The 21800-nt window shown below is 47.1% G+C and carries 16 protein-coding genes; 10 read left to right on the top strand and 6 right to left on the bottom strand.

Going from position 1 to position 21800, the window contains the following annotated elements; all coding sequences use genetic code 11:
- The coding region (locus tag ACO0KY_RS10725; protein WP_423045925.1) for a type VI secretion system Vgr family protein at window positions 1–1578 on the bottom strand (1578 nt) is incomplete at its 3' end.
- A 423-nt stretch (window positions 1579–2001) separates the two neighbouring features.
- Between ACO0KY_RS10725 and ACO0KY_RS10730 the strand changes: the two genes are divergently transcribed.
- From ACO0KY_RS10730 to ACO0KY_RS10745, 4 genes are all read left to right on the top strand, one after another.
- The gene (locus tag ACO0KY_RS10730; protein ID WP_423045927.1) at window positions 2002–6759 is read left to right on the top strand and encodes an NAD-glutamate dehydrogenase; all 4758 of its coding nucleotides are present in this window, start codon (window positions 2002–2004) and stop codon (window positions 6757–6759) included.
- Window positions 6760–6984: 225 nt separating this feature from the next.
- Window positions 6985–9054, top strand: coding sequence for a M13 family metallopeptidase (locus tag ACO0KY_RS10735; protein WP_423045929.1), 2070 nt, complete (start codon window positions 6985–6987; stop codon window positions 9052–9054).
- Window positions 9055–9155: 101 nt separating this feature from the next.
- Window positions 9156–10139: an LLM class flavin-dependent oxidoreductase gene (locus ACO0KY_RS10740; protein ID WP_423045931.1), complete on the top strand. Its 984-nt coding sequence runs from the start codon at window positions 9156–9158 to the stop codon at window positions 10137–10139.
- A gap of 177 nt (window positions 10140–10316) precedes the next feature.
- The gene (locus ACO0KY_RS10745; RefSeq protein WP_423045933.1) at window positions 10317–11960 is read left to right on the top strand and encodes a methyl-accepting chemotaxis protein; all 1644 of its coding nucleotides are present in this window, start codon (window positions 10317–10319) and stop codon (window positions 11958–11960) included.
- 136 nt (window positions 11961–12096) lie between these two features.
- On the opposite strand, the gene ACO0KY_RS10750 is transcribed toward ACO0KY_RS10745, so the two are convergent.
- From ACO0KY_RS10750 to ACO0KY_RS10760, 3 genes are all read right to left on the bottom strand, one after another.
- On the bottom strand, window positions 12097–15339 hold the full coding sequence (locus ACO0KY_RS10750; protein WP_423045935.1) for an efflux RND transporter permease subunit: 3243 nt from the start codon (window positions 15337–15339) through the stop codon (window positions 12097–12099).
- A gap of 2 nt (window positions 15340–15341) precedes the next feature.
- The gene (locus tag ACO0KY_RS10755) at window positions 15342–16520 is read right to left on the bottom strand and encodes an efflux RND transporter periplasmic adaptor subunit (protein ID WP_186912447.1); all 1179 of its coding nucleotides are present in this window, start codon (window positions 16518–16520) and stop codon (window positions 15342–15344) included.
- A gap of 367 nt (window positions 16521–16887) precedes the next feature.
- Window positions 16888–17379 (bottom strand): low molecular weight protein-tyrosine-phosphatase, encoded by a 492-nt coding sequence (locus tag ACO0KY_RS10760; RefSeq protein WP_186912446.1) that lies wholly within the window; start codon window positions 17377–17379, stop codon window positions 16888–16890.
- 209 nt (window positions 17380–17588) lie between these two features.
- Between ACO0KY_RS10760 and ACO0KY_RS10765 the strand changes: the two genes are divergently transcribed.
- Window positions 17589–18158 (top strand): GNAT family N-acetyltransferase, encoded by a 570-nt coding sequence (locus ACO0KY_RS10765; protein ID WP_423045938.1) that lies wholly within the window; start codon window positions 17589–17591, stop codon window positions 18156–18158.
- 88 nt (window positions 18159–18246) lie between these two features.
- On the opposite strand, the gene ACO0KY_RS10770 is transcribed toward ACO0KY_RS10765, so the two are convergent.
- Both ACO0KY_RS10770 and ACO0KY_RS10775 read right to left on the bottom strand, forming a co-directional pair.
- Window positions 18247–18498, bottom strand: a complete 252-nt coding sequence (locus tag ACO0KY_RS10770; RefSeq protein ID WP_423045940.1) for a hypothetical protein — start codon at window positions 18496–18498, stop codon at window positions 18247–18249.
- Window positions 18499–18530: 32 nt separating this feature from the next.
- Window positions 18531–18929 carry an MAPEG family protein gene (locus tag ACO0KY_RS10775; RefSeq protein ID WP_186912443.1) on the bottom strand — a complete coding sequence of 133 codons (399 nt, stop codon included), beginning with the start codon at window positions 18927–18929 and terminating at the stop codon, window positions 18531–18533.
- Between the two features lie 225 nt (window positions 18930–19154).
- Between ACO0KY_RS10775 and ACO0KY_RS10780 the strand changes: the two genes are divergently transcribed.
- The 5 genes from ACO0KY_RS10780 (at window position 19155) to ACO0KY_RS10800 (ending at window position 21710) form a co-directional block, all read left to right on the top strand.
- The gene (locus ACO0KY_RS10780) at window positions 19155–19553 is read left to right on the top strand and encodes a hypothetical protein (RefSeq protein ID WP_423045942.1); all 399 of its coding nucleotides are present in this window, start codon (window positions 19155–19157) and stop codon (window positions 19551–19553) included.
- A gap of 336 nt (window positions 19554–19889) precedes the next feature.
- Entirely contained in the window at window positions 19890–20159 is a 270-nt protein-coding gene (locus tag ACO0KY_RS10785) for a hypothetical protein (protein ID WP_423045944.1), read from the top strand.
- Between the two features lie 346 nt (window positions 20160–20505).
- The gene (locus ACO0KY_RS10790) at window positions 20506–20868 is read left to right on the top strand and encodes a hypothetical protein (RefSeq protein ID WP_423045946.1); all 363 of its coding nucleotides are present in this window, start codon (window positions 20506–20508) and stop codon (window positions 20866–20868) included.
- A 67-nt stretch (window positions 20869–20935) separates the two neighbouring features.
- A complete protein-coding gene (locus ACO0KY_RS10795) occupies window positions 20936–21262 on the top strand; it encodes a hypothetical protein (RefSeq protein ID WP_186912439.1) in 327 nt (108 codons plus the stop codon).
- Between the two features lie 67 nt (window positions 21263–21329).
- Entirely contained in the window at window positions 21330–21710 is a 381-nt protein-coding gene (locus ACO0KY_RS10800; RefSeq protein WP_423045948.1) for a hypothetical protein, read from the top strand.
- The last annotated feature ends 90 nt before the right edge of the window (window positions 21711–21800 follow it).

A 21800-nucleotide genomic window follows, 5' to 3' on the forward strand; every position in this document is an offset into this window, starting at 1 on the left:
TCTGTCAGGGTCGCCGCCGATGAAATCGATGATGACTTCTTGTCCGATGCGGGGAATAGCTTGTTGCCCTAGTTGATTGCCTGCCCATGGTAAAGCGACGCGAACCCAGCAACTGCTGTTGTGGTTGACTTCGCCATAGCGATCCCATGGGAACTGGACTTTGATACGGCCGTATTGATCGGTATAGATATTGCTGGCGGCGGTGTCACAATGCGGGCCGGTCACGGTGGCAACTTCCGGGCCGTAGCAACGCGGTTTCAGTTGTGTATGTTCTGGGCGTACGATTTCGCTGCCAGGTTGTACGGTGAAATCGGTTTGGACTTGCCATAAGCCGCGTTCTATTTGTCCGGCAGATTGTGCGTTGACAATGCTGGGCAAGGTTTTGACATTGAGCTTTGCGGACGGGTTACGTCGGGTATCTTCGCTGACATTTTCTATTAAAAAATGCGTGCAGATAACGACATATTCCCTATTGGCCGAGCCTTGAGGATGGTCGGTCAGGGTGAAGGAGGTGCCAGGCGCTACACCGCGCAGATAAGCACTGGCCTTGGCGCGTTGCCCATGTTGGCGGCGTTCTTCGATGCGCAGTCGGGTTAAAAATTTGCCTTGTTCGTCTGTTTTATTGGCCTGTGAGTCAGATCCGGCATTGGGTTGGCTGTAACGATTGCCGCTCTGGGCATCGTGCCAACTATAGAGTTCTTGGTCGTTTTGTCCGGTTTTGCGAGGGTCACTACTTTTAGCCTCGAGGCTTGAGCGGCATCGGGTGTAGTCATAGTCACGACTGGCGACACTGCCTGAAGTGAGACTGTTCTCTGGACTAAAAGCATGAATGTAATCGCGGTCGATTTTATGACCAGGTGGGTAATACGGAATGCTGGCGTAGGCTTCGCTGGCGGTGCGGAATGCGCCATTGAAATCGGAGAGGATTAACCGATGCACACCGCTGCTGTGCTCGAAGTGATAGTTGATGCCCCACTCTTGCATTAAACGAGAGACAAACGCAAAATCGGTCTCGTTGTACTGGACGCAATAGTCTCGTGATGGATACTTCTCAATCAAACGCTTGTCGACGACAAACGCATAGTCGTTGAGTACCGCTAAAATCGTCTCAACGGGTGTTTGATTTTGGAAGACTTTGCAATCACTCGTGAGTGTGGCGAGATGCAACCACGGACGCAAGGTGAACTCATAAAGTGCATGGCGGCTATCGACGCCGATCAAGCGTGCGGCGGTGACTAAGGCGGAGATTTCTCTGGCACCAGCACCGAGGTGACCAGCACAGCCACCGGGGAGGCCAGGGATAAAAGAGCCCTTGCCTTCAAGTTCGATGGTACAGGTGATTTCTTTGCCGATGACGCTATCGAGATCAAGATCAGCGCCAACCCCAGCACCCACACCCACACCAGCACCCACACCAGCACCAACGCGATCCGATGTTTGCAACGTCAATCGATAGTCAAATAACTGGTTGACGCCATCGGTGCCGGATAAGCGTAAAGGCGTCAACGGCTTGCTGATACCAGACAAGGCGGCACCGCTGACGCTTAAGGCGCGCGAGTGGGTGAATAATCCGTTCACGATATGAGTCCTTTGGCGAGCTTCATTGCTGATGTTGAAATGCAAGGCGCTGAAAAGAACAAAAATCGTAGCGAAAGATAAACCTTTACGGAAGGATTCTTACTTAAGGATGCTTCTATTACATCTTGCAACTTCTGGCGTTGCGGAGGCTAACGCGTTAGCAATCTAGTCTTAACCTAGGAAAGTCTAGCGGTGGAGTATTGCCTCCAATGCAATAACGCGAATTCGGCCACATGGAGGCTTGTTTTAATGTATCCCAAGCCTGTCAATTAAAATTTTGTTATAAGTCAATAAACTTATGAAATCTGTAACAAAATAACACAGACATTTGTCCGCCAACCGATATTGGAGGATACTTGTAAGCCTATGCTGCAATGATCTTGCTAAGCTTTTTCTCGTGTCTTCCCATCCATAGGAGAACGTATGACCACAACGCACTTCGCTGAGCTGTTCGCTTATGCGCAAGCCCACCCTGGCCCAGCTGCCGACCGCCAAGGTCCTTTCATCGCAGCTTACTTTGAAAACACCGATCCCGACGAAATTACCGCACGCGGTCCGGCGACCTTGTTTGCGCAGGCAAATGCGCATTGGCGTTTGCTTGATGCACCGCGTGCCGATCATACGCCGAAGATCCGGGTGTTTAATCCAACCTTGGCCGAGGATGGTTTTGTCAGCGAACACACGATAGTGCAAATCGTCAATGACAATATGCCTTTCCTGGTGGATTCGGTCACGATGGCGATCAACCGCACTGGTCGCACTGCGCACTGGATCGTCCATCCTCTGATGAGCGTCACACGCAACGAAAAAGACGGTATCGCTTCAGTCAGTACCGTCGCCGCAGCCAAAGCAGCAGGCAGAAATGACCCAGTTGAATCGTTGATCATGGTTGAATGTGATCGCATCGTCAGCGTGGCAGAACAGCAAGCCCTTGCCGAAGAATTAAAACACGTATTAGCAGATGTATTAAGTGCCGTGGTCGACTGGCAGCCGATGTTGGATCGCGTACATGCAGTGTGCAGTGCTTGCGAAAAACATGCGCCGTCGCAAAGTGGCAATGAAGGTGTGGCTTTCTTGCGCTGGTTGGAAGAACGTCATTTCACCTTCCTTGGTGCCCGTGACTACGATTTGAAACGCGACGGCGACAAAGTCAGCCTGGTCGCAATTCCTGAATCTGGCCTCGGCATTTTGCGCGGCAAAGTCCAGACCTCACTCGCCTATTTGCCGCCAGAAGTATTGGCCATCATGGAGTCCGACGAAACGGTATTGGTGACCAAGGCCATGACACGCTCCACGGTGCATCGCCCGGCATGGCTCGATTATGTCGCCATCAAACGTTTTGATGACAATGGCAAAGTGATTGGTGAATCGCGTTTTATGGGACTGTACACATCGTCTGCATACTCAGCTCCAGTGGATGAAATTCCTCAAGTGCGTCAGCGCGTGGCAGCTGTGATGGCGAGTTCTGGCGTTGTACCGCAAAGCCATGCTGCTAAAGCTTTACAAGCGATTCTGGATGACTATCCACGCGATGAATTATTCCAGATTGATACGCCTACGCTAGCTGATCATGCGATTGGTATTTTGCGTCTGCAAGAACGTCAACGCACACGTTTATTTTTACGTCGTGATCCGTTCGGTCGTTTCACTTCTGCCCAGGTATTTGTACCACGTGATCGCTACAACACAGAATTGCGCGTCAAAGTTGGCAATGAATTGATGTTTGCACTGGATGGCGAATCGATAGAATTCACGCCGATGCTGACAGATAGCCCGTTGGCTCGTATTCACTATCAAGTACGTGCAAAAAATCGTGCTCCGGTAAACGTGAATCTGGGTGCATTAGAAGCACGTATTGCCAAGCTCGCACAACGTTGGGAAGATGATTGCACGACCGAATTGCTGCGCACCCACGGTGAAGGTCAAGGACTGGCGTTAGCAAATCGTTTTGCAAATGCATTCCCGACTGCTTACCGTGAAGATTTTTCCGCGCTGGTTGGGGCGGAAGATTCAGAAATGTTGGCAAGCTTAAATCCTGAGCAAGCGATGGTGGTCAAACTGTATCGTCCGCTCGATGCTGATGCTGGCATGCTTCGCTTTAAGATTTACAATACCACCAAAGTTGCGCTGTCAGATTCCTTACCAGTGCTGGAGCACATGGGTGCACGCGTGCTCGATGAGCATCCTTACCAGATCGTCAATGGCACAGACAACTTGTGGATTCATGATCTTGGTTTGCAATTGCCGTCAGACACAGATTTGTCTGCGATTAAGGCTCGCTTTGAAACCATGTTCTCGCAGATCTGGAAAGGTGAAGTTGAAAGCGATGATCTGAACCGTCTGGTGTTGAATACGGCACTGGACGCACGTTCGATCGCCGTATTGCGTGCCTGTTCCCGTTACTTCAAACAACTCGGTTTTGCCTATAGCCAAACCTATATTGAATCTGCATTGAATAAAAATGCCGATATTACGCAATTGATTGCAGAATTGTTTGGTGCACGCTTTAAACCTGACTATGCCGGTGATCGTGAAGCGGCGCAAAAACACATCAAAGAACTTCTTGAAGCGCATTTGGCCAACGTCGCCAGTCTTGATGAAGATCGTATCCTGCGACAATTCTATGCCACTATCATGGCAACGCTGCGTACTAACCTGTGGCAAACCAACGCCGATGGTAGTTTCAAACCGTACATGAGTTTTAAACTCAATCCACGCGAAGTACCAGGCGTGCCAGAACCTAAGCCTTTGTTTGAAATTTGGGTCTACTCCCCGCGTGTTGAAGGTGTGCATTTACGTGGTGGCAAGGTTGCCCGAGGTGGCTTACGCTGGTCTGATCGTCGTGAAGATTTCCGTACCGAAATTCTGGGTCTGGTCAAAGCACAACAAGTTAAAAATACAGTGATCGTACCGGTGGGTTCTAAAGGTGGTTTTGTACTGAAAAATGCACCACCGATGTCCGATCGTGAAGCCTATCAAGCCGAAGGCGTGGCTTGCTACAAAATTTTCTTGTCTGGCTTGTTAGACATCACTGATAACATCGTTAAAGGTGCGGTCGTACCTCCGGTCAAAGTTATTCGTCATGACGTTGATGATCCCTATCTGGTGGTCGCTGCGGATAAAGGTACGGCAACGTTTTCAGATATCGCTAACGGCGTCTCTGCTGATTATGGCTTCTGGCTTGGTGATGCATTTGCATCCGGTGGTTCGGTTGGCTATGACCATAAAAAAATGGGTATCACAGCCCGCGGTGCGTGGGAATCCGTTAAGCGTCATTTCCGTTCACTGGGCGTCAATACTCAGGATACCGCGTTTACGGTCGCTGGTATCGGGGATATGTCAGGTGACGTGTTTGGTAACGGTATGCTGTTATCTGAGCACATTAAACTGGTTGCTGCGTTCGATCATCGTCATATTTTCATTGATCCGACACCAGACGTTGCCGTGTCATTTGCTGAGCGCCAACGCTTGTTCAATCTGCCGCGATCCAGCTGGGATGACTACGATAAAAAATTGATTTCTGCTGGCGGTGGTGTGTATCCACGCGGTGCTAAATCCATCAAGCTCAGTGCTGAAGCACGTGCTGTGTTAGGTATAGAAACCGAAGAATTAACACCAGTCGAATTATTACGCGTGATTCTGCAAGCACCTGTTGATTTGTTGTACAACGGCGGTATCGGTACTTATGTCAAAGCGACATTTGAAACCCACGCCCAGGTGGGTGATAAGGCTGGTGATGCGTTCCGAGTCAATGGTAATGAGCTGCGTTGTAAAGTGCTGGCAGAAGGCGGCAACCTGGGTTGTACCCAAAATGGCCGTATCGAATTCGCACAAAAAGGTGGGCGTATCTACACCGATGCGATCGATAATTCTGCGGGTGTGGATTGCTCAGATCACGAAGTTAATATCAAGATTTTGTTGGGTGCGATTGTTGAAGCCGGCGATCTGACACTTAAACAACGTAATGATTTGTTAGCCTCCATGACCGATGAAGTTGGTCACCTGGTGCTGACCGATAACTACTATCAATCACAAGCACTGGACATCGCCGCACATCGTCCGTTGTATGTGTTGGATGGTCAGCAACGTCTGATGCAGTCATTAGAAAAACAAGGTCGCTTAAATCGTGCGATTGAATACCTGCCAAGCGACGATGAAATTTTGCATCGCAAAGCACGTAAGCAAGGCTTAACCGCACCAGAAGGCGCCGTGGTACTGGCTTACGCTAAAATGTCGGTCTTTGATGATCTGGTTGCCAGCAACTTGCCTGACGATCCCTTCTTCAGCCGTGCGCTCAAGGCTTATTTCCCGCAAGTCTTGTCAGAGCGTTTTGCCGATGCCATCGCGCAACATCCTTTGAAGCGTGAAATTATCGCTACTTACATCACCAACACAGTGGTCAATCGTGCTGGCGCAACCTTCGTGAACTTCATCGCTTCTGAAGCGGGTGCTACTGCCGCAGACGTGATTCGTGCGTTCACGCTGGCACGAGAGATTTTTGATCTGGAAGTTTTATGGGATCAGATTGACGTGCTTGATTACAAAGTAGCGTCTAATTTGCAACTCGATTTGTTATCCAAACTGATCGCGATTACTCAACGTGCATCACGTTGGATTTTGCGCATCCGTTCACAAAGCACGGATATGCCAACCTTGATTCAACGCTATCAACCAGCAGCACGTGAATTACGTTGGCAGTTAGATGATTGGTTGCCAGCCAATGCGCACGCCGCGTGGCAGCATGAAGCCGATGTGCTGGTAAAAGCCGGTGTTGAACCAACCTTGGCACAAAACCTGAGTGCGCTGGAATACATCTTCCCGGCACTTGATCTGGTTGATCTCGCAGCAAGTACCAATGCAAATCTGGAACAAGTTGCCCGCGCTTACTTTGGTGTGGATGACCAACTTGGATTAAGCGGCTGGCGCGCACAAATCAATCGCTTGCCAACAGAAACCTTGTGGCAAACACAGGCTCGCGGTAGTGCGCGTGATGATGTGTACTCAATCGCGAGTCAGATCACTCGTGGCTTGCTTACCCGTCAAGAAGACCTGCCAACCTGGCATGCACGCAATGCAGCTCCAATTGATCGCTTGACCAGCTTGCTCAGTTTGATCAGTGCTCAAGCAGCTGATTTGGCACCAGTGTCTGTTGCCTTGCGCGAATTGCGACATCTGGCGTAAAGCGTATTACGTCTCTTATCTGTGGAAAAGATCCCTGTTCATCATGATGGATGGGGATTTTTTTAAGGAAATGTAAAAATAGCGCGATAGTTTAAATTTCAGCGTCGAACTAAGTCAGGAATTTGTGATCAGACTCGGGTGTTGCATTCGAAACTTTGATGTGGAAAGCACTGCAACCATCGCAAACATAACAAGAATTGTTGAGACAAAAGTGAAGGATACTAAATGAAAAACAAAAAATTACCTCGGTTAAAACCAGTTGCAGTGCTGTGCATGATGTTGGCATTGCCCTTGGGTATAAGCCTGGCGCACGCAGCTGATATGACACCTGAAGAAATCGCCGCAGTTAAAGGCGATGGCATCGACAATTCAGTCAAGCCTGGTCAGGATTTTAACAAATACGCGAATGGCGGTTGGGAAAAAAACGCCAAAATTCCAGATAGCAAATCCGGAGTCGGTTTGTTCGATATGCTGGCAGAAGAATCGGATGATGCCGTCGCTCGCATCATACAAAAAACCTTGCAAGCCGAACCAGGTACTCCCGCCAGAAAAATCGCTGATTACTATCAGGCCTACTTAAATACCGCCGCAATCGACCAACGTGGATTAGATCCTATTCAGCCGCGTCTCGACGCGATTGCCGCGCTGAATGATAAAGCTGCGCTGGCAACCTATCTGGGTCGCAATTTACGCGCTGATGTTGACCCTATCAATGCCACTAGTGTATTTACAGAAAATCTGTTTGGACTGTGGGTCTCGCAAGGCTTTCACCACCATACAAAGTATCAGGCTTATTTGTTGCAGGGCGGCCTAGGCTTGCCGGATCGTGAATACTATCTCGCTAACAGCGCTGACATGGTTAAGTTGCGGGCAAATTATCAGGACTATATCGCCACCGTGTTGAAAATGGCGAATGTACCAAATGCTGATATCGCCGCCAAACGCGTATTCGATCTCGAATTAAAAATCGCTAAAGGCCACGCATCGCGTGAAGATACTTCCGACATGCAAAAAGTCGACAATACCTGGCGTAAAGCAGATTTCAATAAAAAAGCACCTGGTCTTGATTGGAATGCTTACTTTGCAGCATCAGGTCTGGACAAACAAACGGAATTCCTGATCTGGCATCCAACTGCATTAAAAGCATCTGCCGGTTTGGTTTCATCGATTTCTTTGGAAACATGGAAAGACTATTTACGTTTTCACTCCATCAATCAACGCGCTAGTGTCTTACCTACGGTATTTTTCAAAGAAAAATTTAAGTTTTATAGTGCTTTATCAGGAACGTCGGTACCCGAGGCGCGCGAAAAATATGCCATCAATGCAACCAATAATGCATTGGGTGAAGAAGTAGGTAAGTTATATGTTGCAGAGAACTTCTCACCAGAAGCGAAGGAAAGCATCCGTTCTATGGTGACCAATTTGCTTGCAGCACTGAGCGACCGGATTCAAAACAATACCTGGTTAGCAGCAAGCACCAAAAAAGAAGCGCTGCAGAAAATCAAAAATACTTACGTCGGTGTTGGCTATCCCGAAAAATGGCGCGATTACTCAGGCTTAGAAGTCAAAGCGGATGATGCGTATGGTAACGCTGAGCGAGCAAGTGCGTTTGAATACCAACGTGCTCTGGCAAAGTTTGGTCAACCAATCGATGACACTGAATGGTGCATGAACCCGCAATTGGTCAATGCAGTCAATATGCCTTTGCAAAATGCGATTGATTTCCCGGCCGCGTATTTGCAATCACCAAACTTTGATCTCAATGCCAGCATCGCGACCAATTATGGCGCATTAGGAGCCACAATCGGTCACGAAATCAGCCACAGTTTTGATAATACCGGCGCCATGTTTGATGCCAAAGGTGAACTGCGCAATTGGTGGACCAAGGCCGACCTGGCTCGTTTTAATGCTTCAGCCAAGGCCTTAGTAGCGCAGTTTGATCAATACCGGCCTTTCCCTGATCTGGCAGTGAAAGGACAGCAAACTTTGGGCGAGAACATTGCTGATCTGGTTGGTTTGACGGCATCCTATGATGCTTATCATGCGGCGATGAAACAAAAAGGCCAAGAACCTACTGAAGCAACAGACAAGGAATTCTTCATGGCTTATGCGAAATCTTTCCGCAGCAAGGTGCGGGATGAAGTCTTGCGTACCATCGTGATTACCAACGAACACGCACCGGAACAATATCGAGTGCAAACCGTGCGTAATCTGGATGCATGGTACAAAGCCTTCGATGTCAAACCTGGTGAAGCGCTGTATCTGGAACCTAAAGCACGCGTTAAAGTCTGGTAATAAATAGCCTCAAAAACGAAATCGGATCAGATGGCGCATAATAAGCGCTATCTTGTCCGACTTTTTTACAGGTCGGAATATCTGCAAAGGATTACCGTACCATGACGCAACTTTCGATTCTTGACCTCGCACCCATCGCGCAGGGTAGTTTGCCCGCACAATCTTTCAAAAATTCACTCGATCTGGCACAACATGCAGAACGCTGGGGTTACCAGCGCTTCTGGCTGGCAGAACATCACGGTATGCCGGGTATTGCCAGCGCGGCTACGTCTGTGCTCATTGCCCATGTTGCCGGTGGCACCAAAGCCATACGCGTTGGTGCTGGTGGCATCATGTTACCGAATCACTCGCCATTAGTTATTGCTGAACAATTTGGTACGCTGGAATCCCTCTTTCCTGGACGTATCGATTTAGGTTTAGGACGTGCCCCCGGATCTGACCAAAGAACCGCCCGTGCTTTACGCCGCAATCTGAGCTCTGATGCCGATGAATTTCCGCGTGATGTCGCTGAACTGATTGATTATTTTTCTGATGAGCCACAATCGTCCATACGTGCCGTGCCCGGTACCGGTTTGCATGTTCCGGTGTGGATTTTGGGTTCAAGCTTATACGGCGCACAATTAGCAGCAGCAATGGGTTTGCCGTACGCATTTGCCTCCCATTTTGCTCCGCAAGAAATGATGCAAGCCATTGCCTTGTATAGAGCGACATTCCGATCATCGATCCATTTGAAAAAACCATACGTTATGCTGGGTTTCAATGTCTTTGCCGCAGAAACGGATGCACAAGCGCATTATCTGGCGAGTTCAGCACAACAAGCCTTTATCAACCTGCGTAGCGGCCGGCCAGCAAAGATTCCACCACCAGTGGAAAATTTTATGCAGCAAATTGGTGAAGCCGAACGTTCATTGCTGAATCAAATTCTTGCTTGTTCCGCGATCGGTGCGCCAGCTACCGTGGCACAACAAATACAGGCATTTATTGCTCAGACAGGCGCTGATGAATTGATGATCGCCTCCAATATTTTTGAGCATCAGGCGCGCTTACGCTCTTATGAAATTGCTATGAATGCATTTCGTGGTTAAGGAGGTTTTGTTTACGAATTAATGAAAACACTGACAGGGTTTTGCAGACTTACACAAACTTTCATAAACTTTCATAAACATTCATAAACATTCACAAACGTTCACAATTGCTTTTCTACAATGCTCCTAAAATGAATTATCCACTTGCTGTGGTCTATACATTTTGGGAGAACAGGCATGAAAATTAACGATATCAAAATAGGTACCCGGTTAGGTTTATTAGCCGGATTCTTGTTGCTTTCAATGCTTGTTGTTGGCTTTAATGACTGGCTGAATCTCAGAAATAGCAACATTCGTGTCCATGAAGCAATGGAACGCTCGTTGCTTTTGGAGCAGTCCGTGGATGCTGCCAGAAAATCTCAGGTAGATTTTAAGATTCAAGTCCAGGAGTGGAAAGATCTATTGTTGCGCGGAAATGATCCGGCTGCCTTTGAAAAATACCAAAATGCTTTTAAAACCAAAGGTGATGAAACTCAGGCCGACTTAAATAAATTAAAAACCTTGTTTGGCAAATTAGGCTTAGACCTCAAGCAAGTAGATGTCGCAAAGCAATCCTTGCAAGAGCTGAATGGTAAATATTTGACTGCGATGAAAAGCTACGACGTCGCCAATCCAGAAAGCGCGCATATTGTTGATGCCTTAGTCAAAGGAATGGACCGGGCACCAACGAAGCAAATTGGTGACATTGTTGCTTACGTGCTGGAACAATCTGAGCACATGATGGCAGAAACCAGCGAACAGCAAATCGCTGCCTATAAAAATGCGAGCCTGTTGTCTCTATTGGGGATGGTACTGGCTTTTATACTTGGCATTGTAATTACTTACTACTTTGTGGGCAGCATTACCCGTCCTTTGGCACATGCTGTGCATATTGCCAGAACCGTTGCTGCCGGAGATTTAACGGCGAAAGTTGAAGTGGTAGGAAAAGATGAAACAGCGGAGTTGCTCATGGCGCTCGAAGAAATGACCGCCAGTTTGATTAAGATCGTGAGTGAGGTGCGTGCTGGTACCGAGACTATCGCCACCGCATCATCAGAAATTGCCAGTGGCAATTTAGATTTATCGTCACGTACCGAACAACAGGCAGGTTCTTTGGAAGAAACCGCCGCCGCGATGGAAGAGCTATCGAGCACCGTCAAACAAAATTCTGACAATACCAAAGAAGCACAAATGATGGCAGATAATGCCTCAGGTATAGCACAAAAAGGCGGTGCCGTAGTAGGTGATGTGATCAGTACGATGGGTTCTATCAACGAGTCATCCAAAAAAATTGTGGATATTATTTCAGTGATTGATGGAATTGCCTTTCAGACCAATATTCTCGCCTTAAATGCTGCGGTAGAAGCAGCCAGGGCTGGTGAACAAGGGCGTGGTTTTGCCGTAGTGGCATCAGAAGTACGTAATCTGGCACAACGTTCAGCCAGTGCAGCTAAAGAAATCAAAACGCTCATCAATGATTCAGTCGAGAAGGTTGGAACCGGAACCAAACTGGTTGATCAGGCAGGTGAAACGATGCAAGAGGTGGTTGCTAGTGTTAAACGCCTGACGACTATCATCAGCGAAATTGCCAATGCCAATCAGGAGCAGTCTACTGGACTCAATCAGATTAATACGGCCATTATCGAGATGGACAATGTCACACAGCAAAATTCAGCGTTGGTGGAACAGGCCGCTGCGGCAGCTGCATCCATGCAAGATCAAGCGTCTTCGCTTGAAAACGTCGTAAGACAGTTTCATATTGGCAGCGTTGCTGACAACAGCAGGATAGCAAGACCCGCTGCACAACGTGCGGCGCGACCTAAATTGAAATTAATTGCTTAAACGTCTTTTCACTCAATTCTAAGTATTTCTGAGCCTGAAGCGAATATAAAAAAGCCCGCAAATTTTCATTTGCGGGCATCAAATACCAGAGAGCGAAAATGGGAGATCTCTCTAGCGGGAGGAACAAGTCAGGTGTTCAATTCGACTCTGAGCTCACTGCTTTCATGTTGATATGTGAGCGGCGAGTACGACCTGATACCAAACCAAACAATTTGCCCAGCATGCGATACACAAATCGCAGCAACAACAGTGTGCATAATGCTTCCAACATTGTCATCGCAAAGCCAACGATAGAGCTGTAGCGTGTCATACGAGCACGCATTTTTTTCATCATACTTTCACGTGCAATTTCTATGCTGTCGTAGAACGTCGGTACCACCAACAAAGTCAGTAAGGTCGAAGTGATGGTGCCACCGATAATTGCGATCGCCAGTGGACGGTAAAACTCGCCACCCTCGCCCAAGCCCAGAGCTACCGGCATCATGCCAGCGATCAGGGCAAAGGTCGTCATCAGAATCGGGCGCAAACGTACCCGACCGGCTTGCATCAAGGCTTCTTCTCGTTCCATTCCGTCGGCTTCATTTTTACGTGCTGCATCAAGTAAGAGAATCGCGTTCTTTGCGACCAACCCCATCAACATGATCACGCCAATCAGACTCATCAAATTGATGGTGCTGCCAGTCACTAACAAAGCCAACACCACACCGATCAAGGACAATGGCAGGGATAACATTACTCCCATTGGTGCCGTGAACGAGCCAAATTGCATGACGAGAATCAGATACATTAAACCGATGCCAGACAGCAGCGCAATTGCCATCGCACCAAATACTTCTTCCTGATCCTGACCAGAACCGGCAATTGCCAGGCCATATCCAGGCGGGTAGTCGAAAGATTCAGCCAGTTTTTTAGCTTCCGCAATTACTTCACCATTCGAGCGACCTTGTACATTGGCAGACACGGTAATCGTGCGCTTACCTTTGTTATGCTCAATCCCGGACGGGCCTTTACCCATGCTGATGGTCGCAATCTGATCTAGCGGCACCATTTGGTTTGTGCCTGTGACAGCGATCGGTAAGCGTTCTATATTTTCTTTGCTGATGCGATCATCTGGATGCAAGCGCACGGCGACATCGCGGGTTTCGCCCGTCGGATCTACCCAATCACCAACCTCAATACCAGCAAACGCAACACGTAAAGCCTGTGCAGCATCGCTAGAAGAAATACCCATAGAATTGGCCAGACCACGATTGAGTTCTATCTTTAACTCTTTCTTAGGATCTTGCTGCGACAAACCAATATCAACAGCACCTGGAACGTCATGCAATTTTTCCATAAAGGCGCCGGTGATCTCTAACAGCTTACGAGAATCTGGGCCGGTGAATTCGATCTGTACCGGCTTTTGTGCACCGTTATTGAGATCATCTAGCACCACGTATTCGGCACCGACCAGAGATTTGATTTTTTCTCGCAATTCGACAGCGATCTCTTTTGCAGTACGTTTGCGTTCTGTGCGTTTGCCAATGTCGACATAGATGCGGCCGCCAGCAGGATTAATGTTGCTATTGGTTTCTTTGACTTCTTTGATAGTGCGGGCAAGTTCTGCGGCTCGTTCCATCTTCAATTTGGCGTATTCCAACGAGGACGAAGCAGGCGTACGGACTTGTATCATTAAGTTACCGGAGTCGGTTGGCGGTAAGAAGCTGGTGCCGCCCCATTTTGCTTGTAGTCCCAATGCTGTGACCAGGCTAATGAAGGCGATCGCTGCCATCCAACGGCGGTGGTGCAAAGCCCAGGCAATAACGCGGCTATAGCGGTCAGCCTGACTATCAAACCAGTCATTAAAACGTGCCAATACCTTGCTGATACCTTTTTTCGGTGCAGTGTGATGATCGACCGGATCACCCCAATATGCTGACAACATCGGATCAAGCGTAAATGAGATACCCAGACTGACCAATACCGAGCAAGTTACCGTCAACGCAAATGGACGGAACCATTCACCCGGCATACCTGGCATAAATGCGACTGGAATAAATACTGCAATAATCGAGAACGTTGTTGCTGCCACCGCTAAGCCAATTTCTGCAGTACCTTCGAGCGCTGCTTTACGGCGATCTGAACCCATTTGCATATGTCGTACAATGTTTTCGCGCACCACAATTGCATCGTCAATCAATACGCCAATCGCTAATGACAAACCAAGCAAGGTCATGAAGTTCAGTGTAAAGCCGCACAACCATACAGCGATAAAAGCCGCTACTACAGAAGTAGGTAAGCTCAAGGCAGTAATCAAGGTTGAACGCCAGGAATTCAAGAACGCGTAGACCACAAAAATCGTCAGGCAGGCACCCAGTACCAATGAATCGACGACGTTGTTCAGACTATTTTGCGCTTCTTTACCACCGTCACGGGTGATTTCAATTTTGGTTCCAGGATGATTTTTTTCAAAATCTTTATTAATTTCATCAACTAATTTGTGTACTTCTTTGGCTACTGAAACCGTACTGGCTTCGCGTGATTTTGTAATTTGAATACCGACATTGGGTTTGCCACTACGTATCGATAAACCATTAATATCCGCAAAACTATCATCTATCGTCGCCACTTGTGCAAGCCGGACAATTTGATCGCCGTTACGTTTTACCACAATGCTTTGAAATTCTTCTGGTGACTCAATACGACCGACAAGACGTATGCTTTCTTCTTCCAGATCGCCACGCAGCTTACCTACCGGGGCATTGCTGTTTTGATTGCGCAGAGCATTGACTACTTCGCCAATTGAGACATTGAACTCACGTAATTTCTCTGCTCTGACTAAAACAGATAATTCACGTTTCAATGAACCGTTGACGATCACGGTAGCGACGCCCGGAACACCGCGCAATTTGTCTGCTAAAGTATCTTCAGCCAGTCGGGAAATCTCAGCATGTGTCATTTTGCTCGAAGACAATGCCAGATTCAGAATGGGCTCTGCCGATGGGTCCCAACGTTGAATAACAGGCTCACGCATTTCCGTTGGCATCTTATAGCGCACACTGGAAATGACATTACGTACTTCATCTGACGCCTCGATCATGTTCTTTTTAAAATCGAACATGATGTCAAACGTCGCCACACCTTCATTGGCAGAAGCATTGAGTTCGCTGACGCCCTGAACGCTCATTAAGGATTTTTCAAGGCGATTGATGATGTCTCGCTCAACAGTATCAGGTGATGCACCGGGATAAGTGATGATGACAGACAGACCGGGAACCGCGACATCAGGGTTTTGATTGACACGCAATTTGCTGAGTGCCAACAGCCCCATCGCCATTAGCGCGATGATCATGACGATCGTCGCAATTGGCCGTTTAATACTGAAATCAGATAAAAACATAATTAGTTTCCTTCTGAATGAACAGCGGCTGAAGCTGCGACTTTAGCAACCGCCATTTCTACGTTCTGGTCGTCTTTAAAGTTCGAGCCTGGACTGCGCATCACCAAATCGCCGGAAGATAAGCCTTGGCGGATTTCAACATTGCCAGAACGTTGATCGCGTTTTCCTAATACCAGATCAACCTTCTTTAATTTGTTGCCAGCGACACGCCAGGCATAGGACTTATCCCCTGCTTTGACAATGGCACCTTCTGGAAGTGTCAACGCATCAATCGTGGTTGATTCGATATTGCCTTCTGCGAACAATCCAGACACTTTGGGTTGATTGCTATCGGCGAATCCTACTAAGACCTCAACCTGGCGCGTGACATCATTCGCTGCCGGGTCGACCCGTGTTACTTTGCCGTGAAACTCCTGATTGGCGTAGCCATTGACCCGGAAACTGACCGGTTGGCCGACCTTGACCTGAGCGATGCGATCAGCAGAAACATTGCCGACAAAACGCATACTGCTGGTATCAATGACTTTGACTAACTCTTTACCCAATGATGCCGTGTCACCTGCAGAGACCTTACGTTCGCTAACGACGCCATCAAATGGCGCACGCACGACGGTACGTTGCAATTGCTGGCGCGCGTTGGTAGCACGGGCTCTCGAAGCCGACAATTCGCTTCTGGCAGCATCGACTTTGACTTCAGCATCATCCAATGCTTGTAGTGAAGCCATACCTGATGAGCGCAAGGTTTTGAGGCGTTGCAGAGAACGATCCGCCTGCTCCAGGGATAGTGCCGCGCTGCGCGCATTGTCTTCGGCGGAATTGAGGTTGTCGCGGATCGATGTCTCGTCCAGCTTGACCAAAATATCACCCCGTTTGACGACGTCGCCATTTTCTTTTAACACTTGCAAAACAATCGCTTGTACCTCAGCGCGTAAATCGGCTTTTCGTTCCGGCTGTATTGACCCGGTAACAACCGGACCAGATACCATAGCGTTGGAAGCGATTTTCACCGTATCTTCAGGTGCAATCAGTAATTTGACGGCGGGTTTTTCCTTCTTATCAGTGCTAGCTTTGTCTGCGACAGTGGTTGCACTGGCAGTATTGGCCTTTTCTGGCTCTTTATTATTGTTACAAGCTGCAAGCGTCGCTGCGATGGCGATGGCTATCAATGTTTTACGTAACATGGCGGGTCTCTTACGCTGTTGAAATAATCGGGACTTCAGGGATGGTGCAGTATTATGCACTGTGGCATCTCAGACAAGTACCAATGACTTAAGTTGCGTTAATTGAGGGATGAAATGCACTTTTTTGAGGTTGAGCGGCAAAAAAGTGTATTTCCGGGGGCACCAGTCAGTATGGAATAAGAATGACAAGATCTTTTGGGCTTACGCAAAACGGCCCCAGCAGCGTTATAACTCCTAGCCGTTTCCTTTTACTGTCGTCGCATGTCTTGCCGGAACTATTCTGCGTAGCTCCTATATTCCTTAAAATTAGTATTTTAATAATTAAATTTAAGGAAGGAATTGTGAACAGCTATGTGCTAAAAAAGCCTTAAGACCGCGACTCGACCTGTAAATCGTGCAATAAACCCTCGGTAGCGTCCTCAATGTAATCGAGCACCAGATCAAAGCTGCGGCCACCATCGTAATATGGGTCAGGCACTTCGGTGTTATTGTTATGTTGAGCGTAACGCATGAGCAGCCCTAATTTTTGCCGATATGGCAATGGGCAAGCGGCTTCTAGCAAGGCCAGATTATTTCTGTCCATCGCGAGTATCAGATCAAATTTCACAAAATCGTCTGCTCTGACTTGTCTGGCCCGCTGCATACTCAGATCAATTCCCCGTTTTAAAGCGTACGTCTGAGCACGCGGATCCGGTGCTTCTCCCACGTGGTGCAAATGTGTACCCGCTGAATCAACAATGAGTTGATCCAATAAACCGGCCGCTTTCGCTTTGGCTAAAAACACACCTTCGGCTGTTGGTGAGCGGCAAATATTGCCCATACATACGAAGAGAATAGAAGTCACTTTGGGAGCATTCATCTGCAAAGTTGATGGGAAGTATCGGATCGACCAGGGGAGAAAATTATATAATGTTACGCGGGTTTTTTATAAAAGCTGCATGATTTTTGAGTCGCAAATGTGAACAATTCATAAATTTCAAATGGCAATGAATTCCGCCTCACAATGCCTATTTGATTCGCAATACGGTTTGCAATAAGTTGATCAACGTTTCATCATTTTGAGTACCCATGACACTACAATTCCCTGATTTGCAGACTGAATTTGTCACCTTTCAACATCTGAGTTTTCGCCACGCAAGTAATGAAGACGCGGAAGTCGTTGCGCAACTAGTAAACAGCGCCTACCGCGGCGAAACTAGCCGTCAGGGATGGACGACAGAAGCAGATTTGCTAGAGGGCTCGCGGATTTTTGCCGCAGAAGTGCTGGAAATAATTGCCGCCAGGGATTCCGTTATTCTCTTGTGCCTGCAAGAGCAAGAAATAATAGGCTGCGTCCATTTACAAAAAAACGACGATGCCGCGTATCTGGGCATGTTTGTAGTGCGCCCGAACTTGCAAGGCAATGGTATAGGCAAGCATTTTATGCAAACCGCAGAACAGCACGCGCACAAGTTGTGGGGCATCAATAAAATCTGGATGACCGTAATTAGTGTGCGTGAAGAACTGATTGCCTACTATCAACGCCGTGGCTACCTGCGCACCGGAAGATTTAAACCATTTCCTAAAGACAATGGCAAAGAACAGATGCTGGTCGATAATCTTCAATTTGAAGAGATGGAAAAGAAACTTACTGTTTGAACTCGACCTATTCTTGTCGGCGACATGTAGGGCGGATGCAACTAGCCAGATCGTTGCTTTGCGCCCCTCACATCCAAGTTACTAAAACCTATTCGTTCCGATAATAGTACAAAGCCACACACAAAACTAAGCCCACCAAATAGAGCAAGCGCGTATCACTACCGGTGACGTAAGGGTAAAACATCAAAACTACCCCCAACCATTTGATTTTTGAACGCGCCGTCTTTTTACCAAAGCGATACGCGACGAAGCCAATAATGCCAAACACGATCGCACCAAAAATGTATGCCGGTGTCGGTAACATGCCTATTAACATACCTTGCAATGCTTGTTCATCCATTGTGGCAACTTTCTAAGCGATTCAAACGGCGTTTAGGTTACTGACTGCAAGAAGATGGTGATACAGCTTGCAACGCCAGCGGTCCAGATCAAAGTCCGCACTGTACCTGCATTCATCAAATAGGCGGCGACATATAAAACCCGCAAACCAATAAACACTAACGCCAGCGTATCAATCCGACCTTGATCACCATGCGCTTGCTGTGCCAGGACAACCGCCGCAATAAATAGTGGCAGTGCTTCCCAGCCATTATTTTGTGCGGCCTGAGCGCGTTGCTGCCATCCCGAAAGATGATTAGCCCATTCACGCGGATTATTATTATCGTAGCGAGATACGCCAGCAGATTTTTTTGCCGATCCGGCTTTGGCCAGCCCGACCGTACATATCGGTAATAAGCAGGCTGCCAGGACACACCAATTTGCAATCGTCATTGTTGACTCCTTCATTTTTTTGATCGGTCAGATGGAAAGAATTTTTTGCCTTGTCATACTAAGGCAAAATCAAGCATTTGACACGATTAACGATTTTCCATAATTTTCTTCAAATCCATGTCAACACATATCTTGTTCATCGCGTTCTTGGCTTACGTAGACTGACTACGCAAGAGCAGTAAAAACAAAGAACATTGAACCGCAAACGAAAGAACAGGACCTATCATGAAAACGATCATCGCCGCAATCATCGCCACTACATTTGCTATGGGTACTGCGTTTGCCCAAACACCAGCAACCACAGCCGCAACCACAGTAACCAGCGCCACCAGCGCACAGGCCGCTTCAGTAACGAACAATACAAAAGCATCTGTTGTCAGCAGCGCAAAATCAGCGATGCCAACAGCTGTAAACGCAACAGCAGCAGGTAAACCTGAAGTCGTTACCAGCGCTCAACCAGCACCTGCAATGACAACACAAACTGAGACAAAACCAGCAGCACCAGTGATCAAAAAAGCGCATAAAAAACATGCTAAAAAACCTGCTGCAGACGCAACACCGACAGTAAAAGCAGATGCTAAATCTGATACGCAATCAAAGGCTAGTTTAGCACCAGCTAAATAATTGCAATGCATTTTCTATCGCAGTCTCGATAATCGAGGCTGAATAAAAAACAGCGCACATCAATATGATCTGCGCTGTTTTTTTAACAGAAAAATACCTCTCAAAATTTATTACATAAAAAAATGTGAAGCGATATGGAGATATTTTTTTGGCTATCCATTTTTTTTTGACTGACATAAATTTTCAAAAAAAACTGTTGAGAAAGCCGCTTTCAATTATTTATAAAATGAAGGTCAACGGATATGCATCTGACCGCGTTCTTAGCTTACGTAGATTGACTACGCAAGAGCAGTAAAACCATAGAACATTGAAGCAAACTTAAGAACAGGACTTATCATGAAAACGATTATCGCCGCTATTATCGCTACTACATTCGCTATGGGTACTGCGTTTGCCCAAACACCAGCAGCGTCTGCTCCAGCGAAAGCAACTGCAACACCGGCCGCAGCAATGGCACAAACAGCGAGTGCAACCACTGATGCAAAACCAGCAGCGCCAGTAGCAAAAAAATCGCATAAAAAGCATGCGAAAAAAGATGCTGCAGAAGCGACACCAGCTGCCACATCTCATGTCAAAACTGATGCAAAAGCAGGATCAGAAAAATAAATTTTTATCCGGCCTCAATCAATGAGGTTAGGTGATTAAAAACAGCGCAGATCGAAATGGTCTGCGCTGTTTTTTTTGGGGGGGAATATGGTATCTACTTTGACCATAAACATCTCTAAATTTAAATATGACCTGAAAAAAATGTGCTTTGGCGGTTGACATAAAATTGTTAAAAAAAGCTAGTTTAGAACGACTCTACCAATTCCAATGAATTCAACAAAATGCTGTCAACAGCTTGTCATTCGACCGCGTTCTTAGCTTACGTAGACACACTACGCAAAGTAAAAAAACAGCAGTTAAGCAGCATTCAAACATAAGCAATATTTTTTATAGAACAGGACTCATCATGAAAACGATTATCGCCGCTATCATCGCTACTAGTTTCGCAATGGGTACAGCGTTCGCCCAGACACCAGCAGCGAGTGCACCAGCGAAAGCAAGCGTTGCACCGGCAGCCGTAACTACTGCAACTTCGACAGCTTCTACCACTGCAAAAGCCGATGTAAAACCAGCTGCATCAGTAGCTAAAGTAGCTCATAAAAAACATGCTAAAAATGAAGTTGGTACGGTCGCTAAGGTCGACACTAAATCGGAAAAAAAGCCATTAGGAAAAGAAACGGCGAATGCAAAAGTAGATGTAAAAGTTGAACCGAAGACCGATACAAAAGTGGCTGTCAATCAAACGACAACACCAGCAACAAAGAAATAAATTTGTCAAAGTCAATTACAAAAAGTAAGCACACTATTTAAATACTGAATACAGAAAAGGATCTATCATGAAAACAATCATCGCCGCTATCATCGCTACTACTTTCGCAATGGGTACAGCATTTGCCCAAACACCAGCAACGACAGCACCAGCAAAAGCAAGTGCTACTCCAGCGGCCGTTACTGCACCTGCAGCACCCGCCGCAAGCGCAAGCACAGAAGCAAAAGTAGCAGCGCCAGTAGCAAAAGTTCAGCACAAGAAACACGCAAAAAAAGAAGCTGGATCAGAAGCAAAAGGCGAGCAAAAAGCTGAAGTAAAAGCTGATCCAAAAGCGACTACAAAACCAGTTGCTAAAGTTGTCGCCGCAGCAGCATCTACTGCGACCGGAAAATAAATCCTTATCAAGTAAAAGATCAACCTAAAAATGTATTGAAATTAACGATCAAAGAATAGGACACATCATGAAAACGATTATCGCCGCTATCATCACTACGACTTTCGCAATGGGCACAGCATTTGCGCAAACACCTGTAACTGGGGCTTCTGAAAAATTAGCTACACCTGCTGTAGTGACGGCTACTAAATCAGCCTCTGTTAGTAGCACCACTTCGACCGCTCCAACTGCACCGGCAGCAGTTACAGCAGCATCCTCAGCGTCAAATCCTAAAGGCTTTGAAGCTGGTACAAAGAACAATATGAAGCATCATATGGGTTCAAAAAAAGGAGCGGAAGAAAAAATGGAAGTGAAGACGGATACCAAGGTTGACACAAAAGAAGCTACAAAAGTGCCGACAAAAATCGCACCAAAACCTCAAGTTGAGAAAGCAGCCGCATCTAAATAAAACAAAATTGATCGAGGTATTTTTCGATCATCGTTAACAAAAAAACCGACCACTTTCTGGTCGGTTTTTTTGTTGTGCAATCAGTGCTTA

Origin of the sequence: Undibacterium sp. Dicai25W (assembly GCF_049340505.1) — a bacterium.
In the GTDB taxonomy this organism is placed as follows: domain Bacteria; phylum Pseudomonadota; class Gammaproteobacteria; order Burkholderiales; family Burkholderiaceae_D; genus Undibacterium; species Undibacterium jejuense.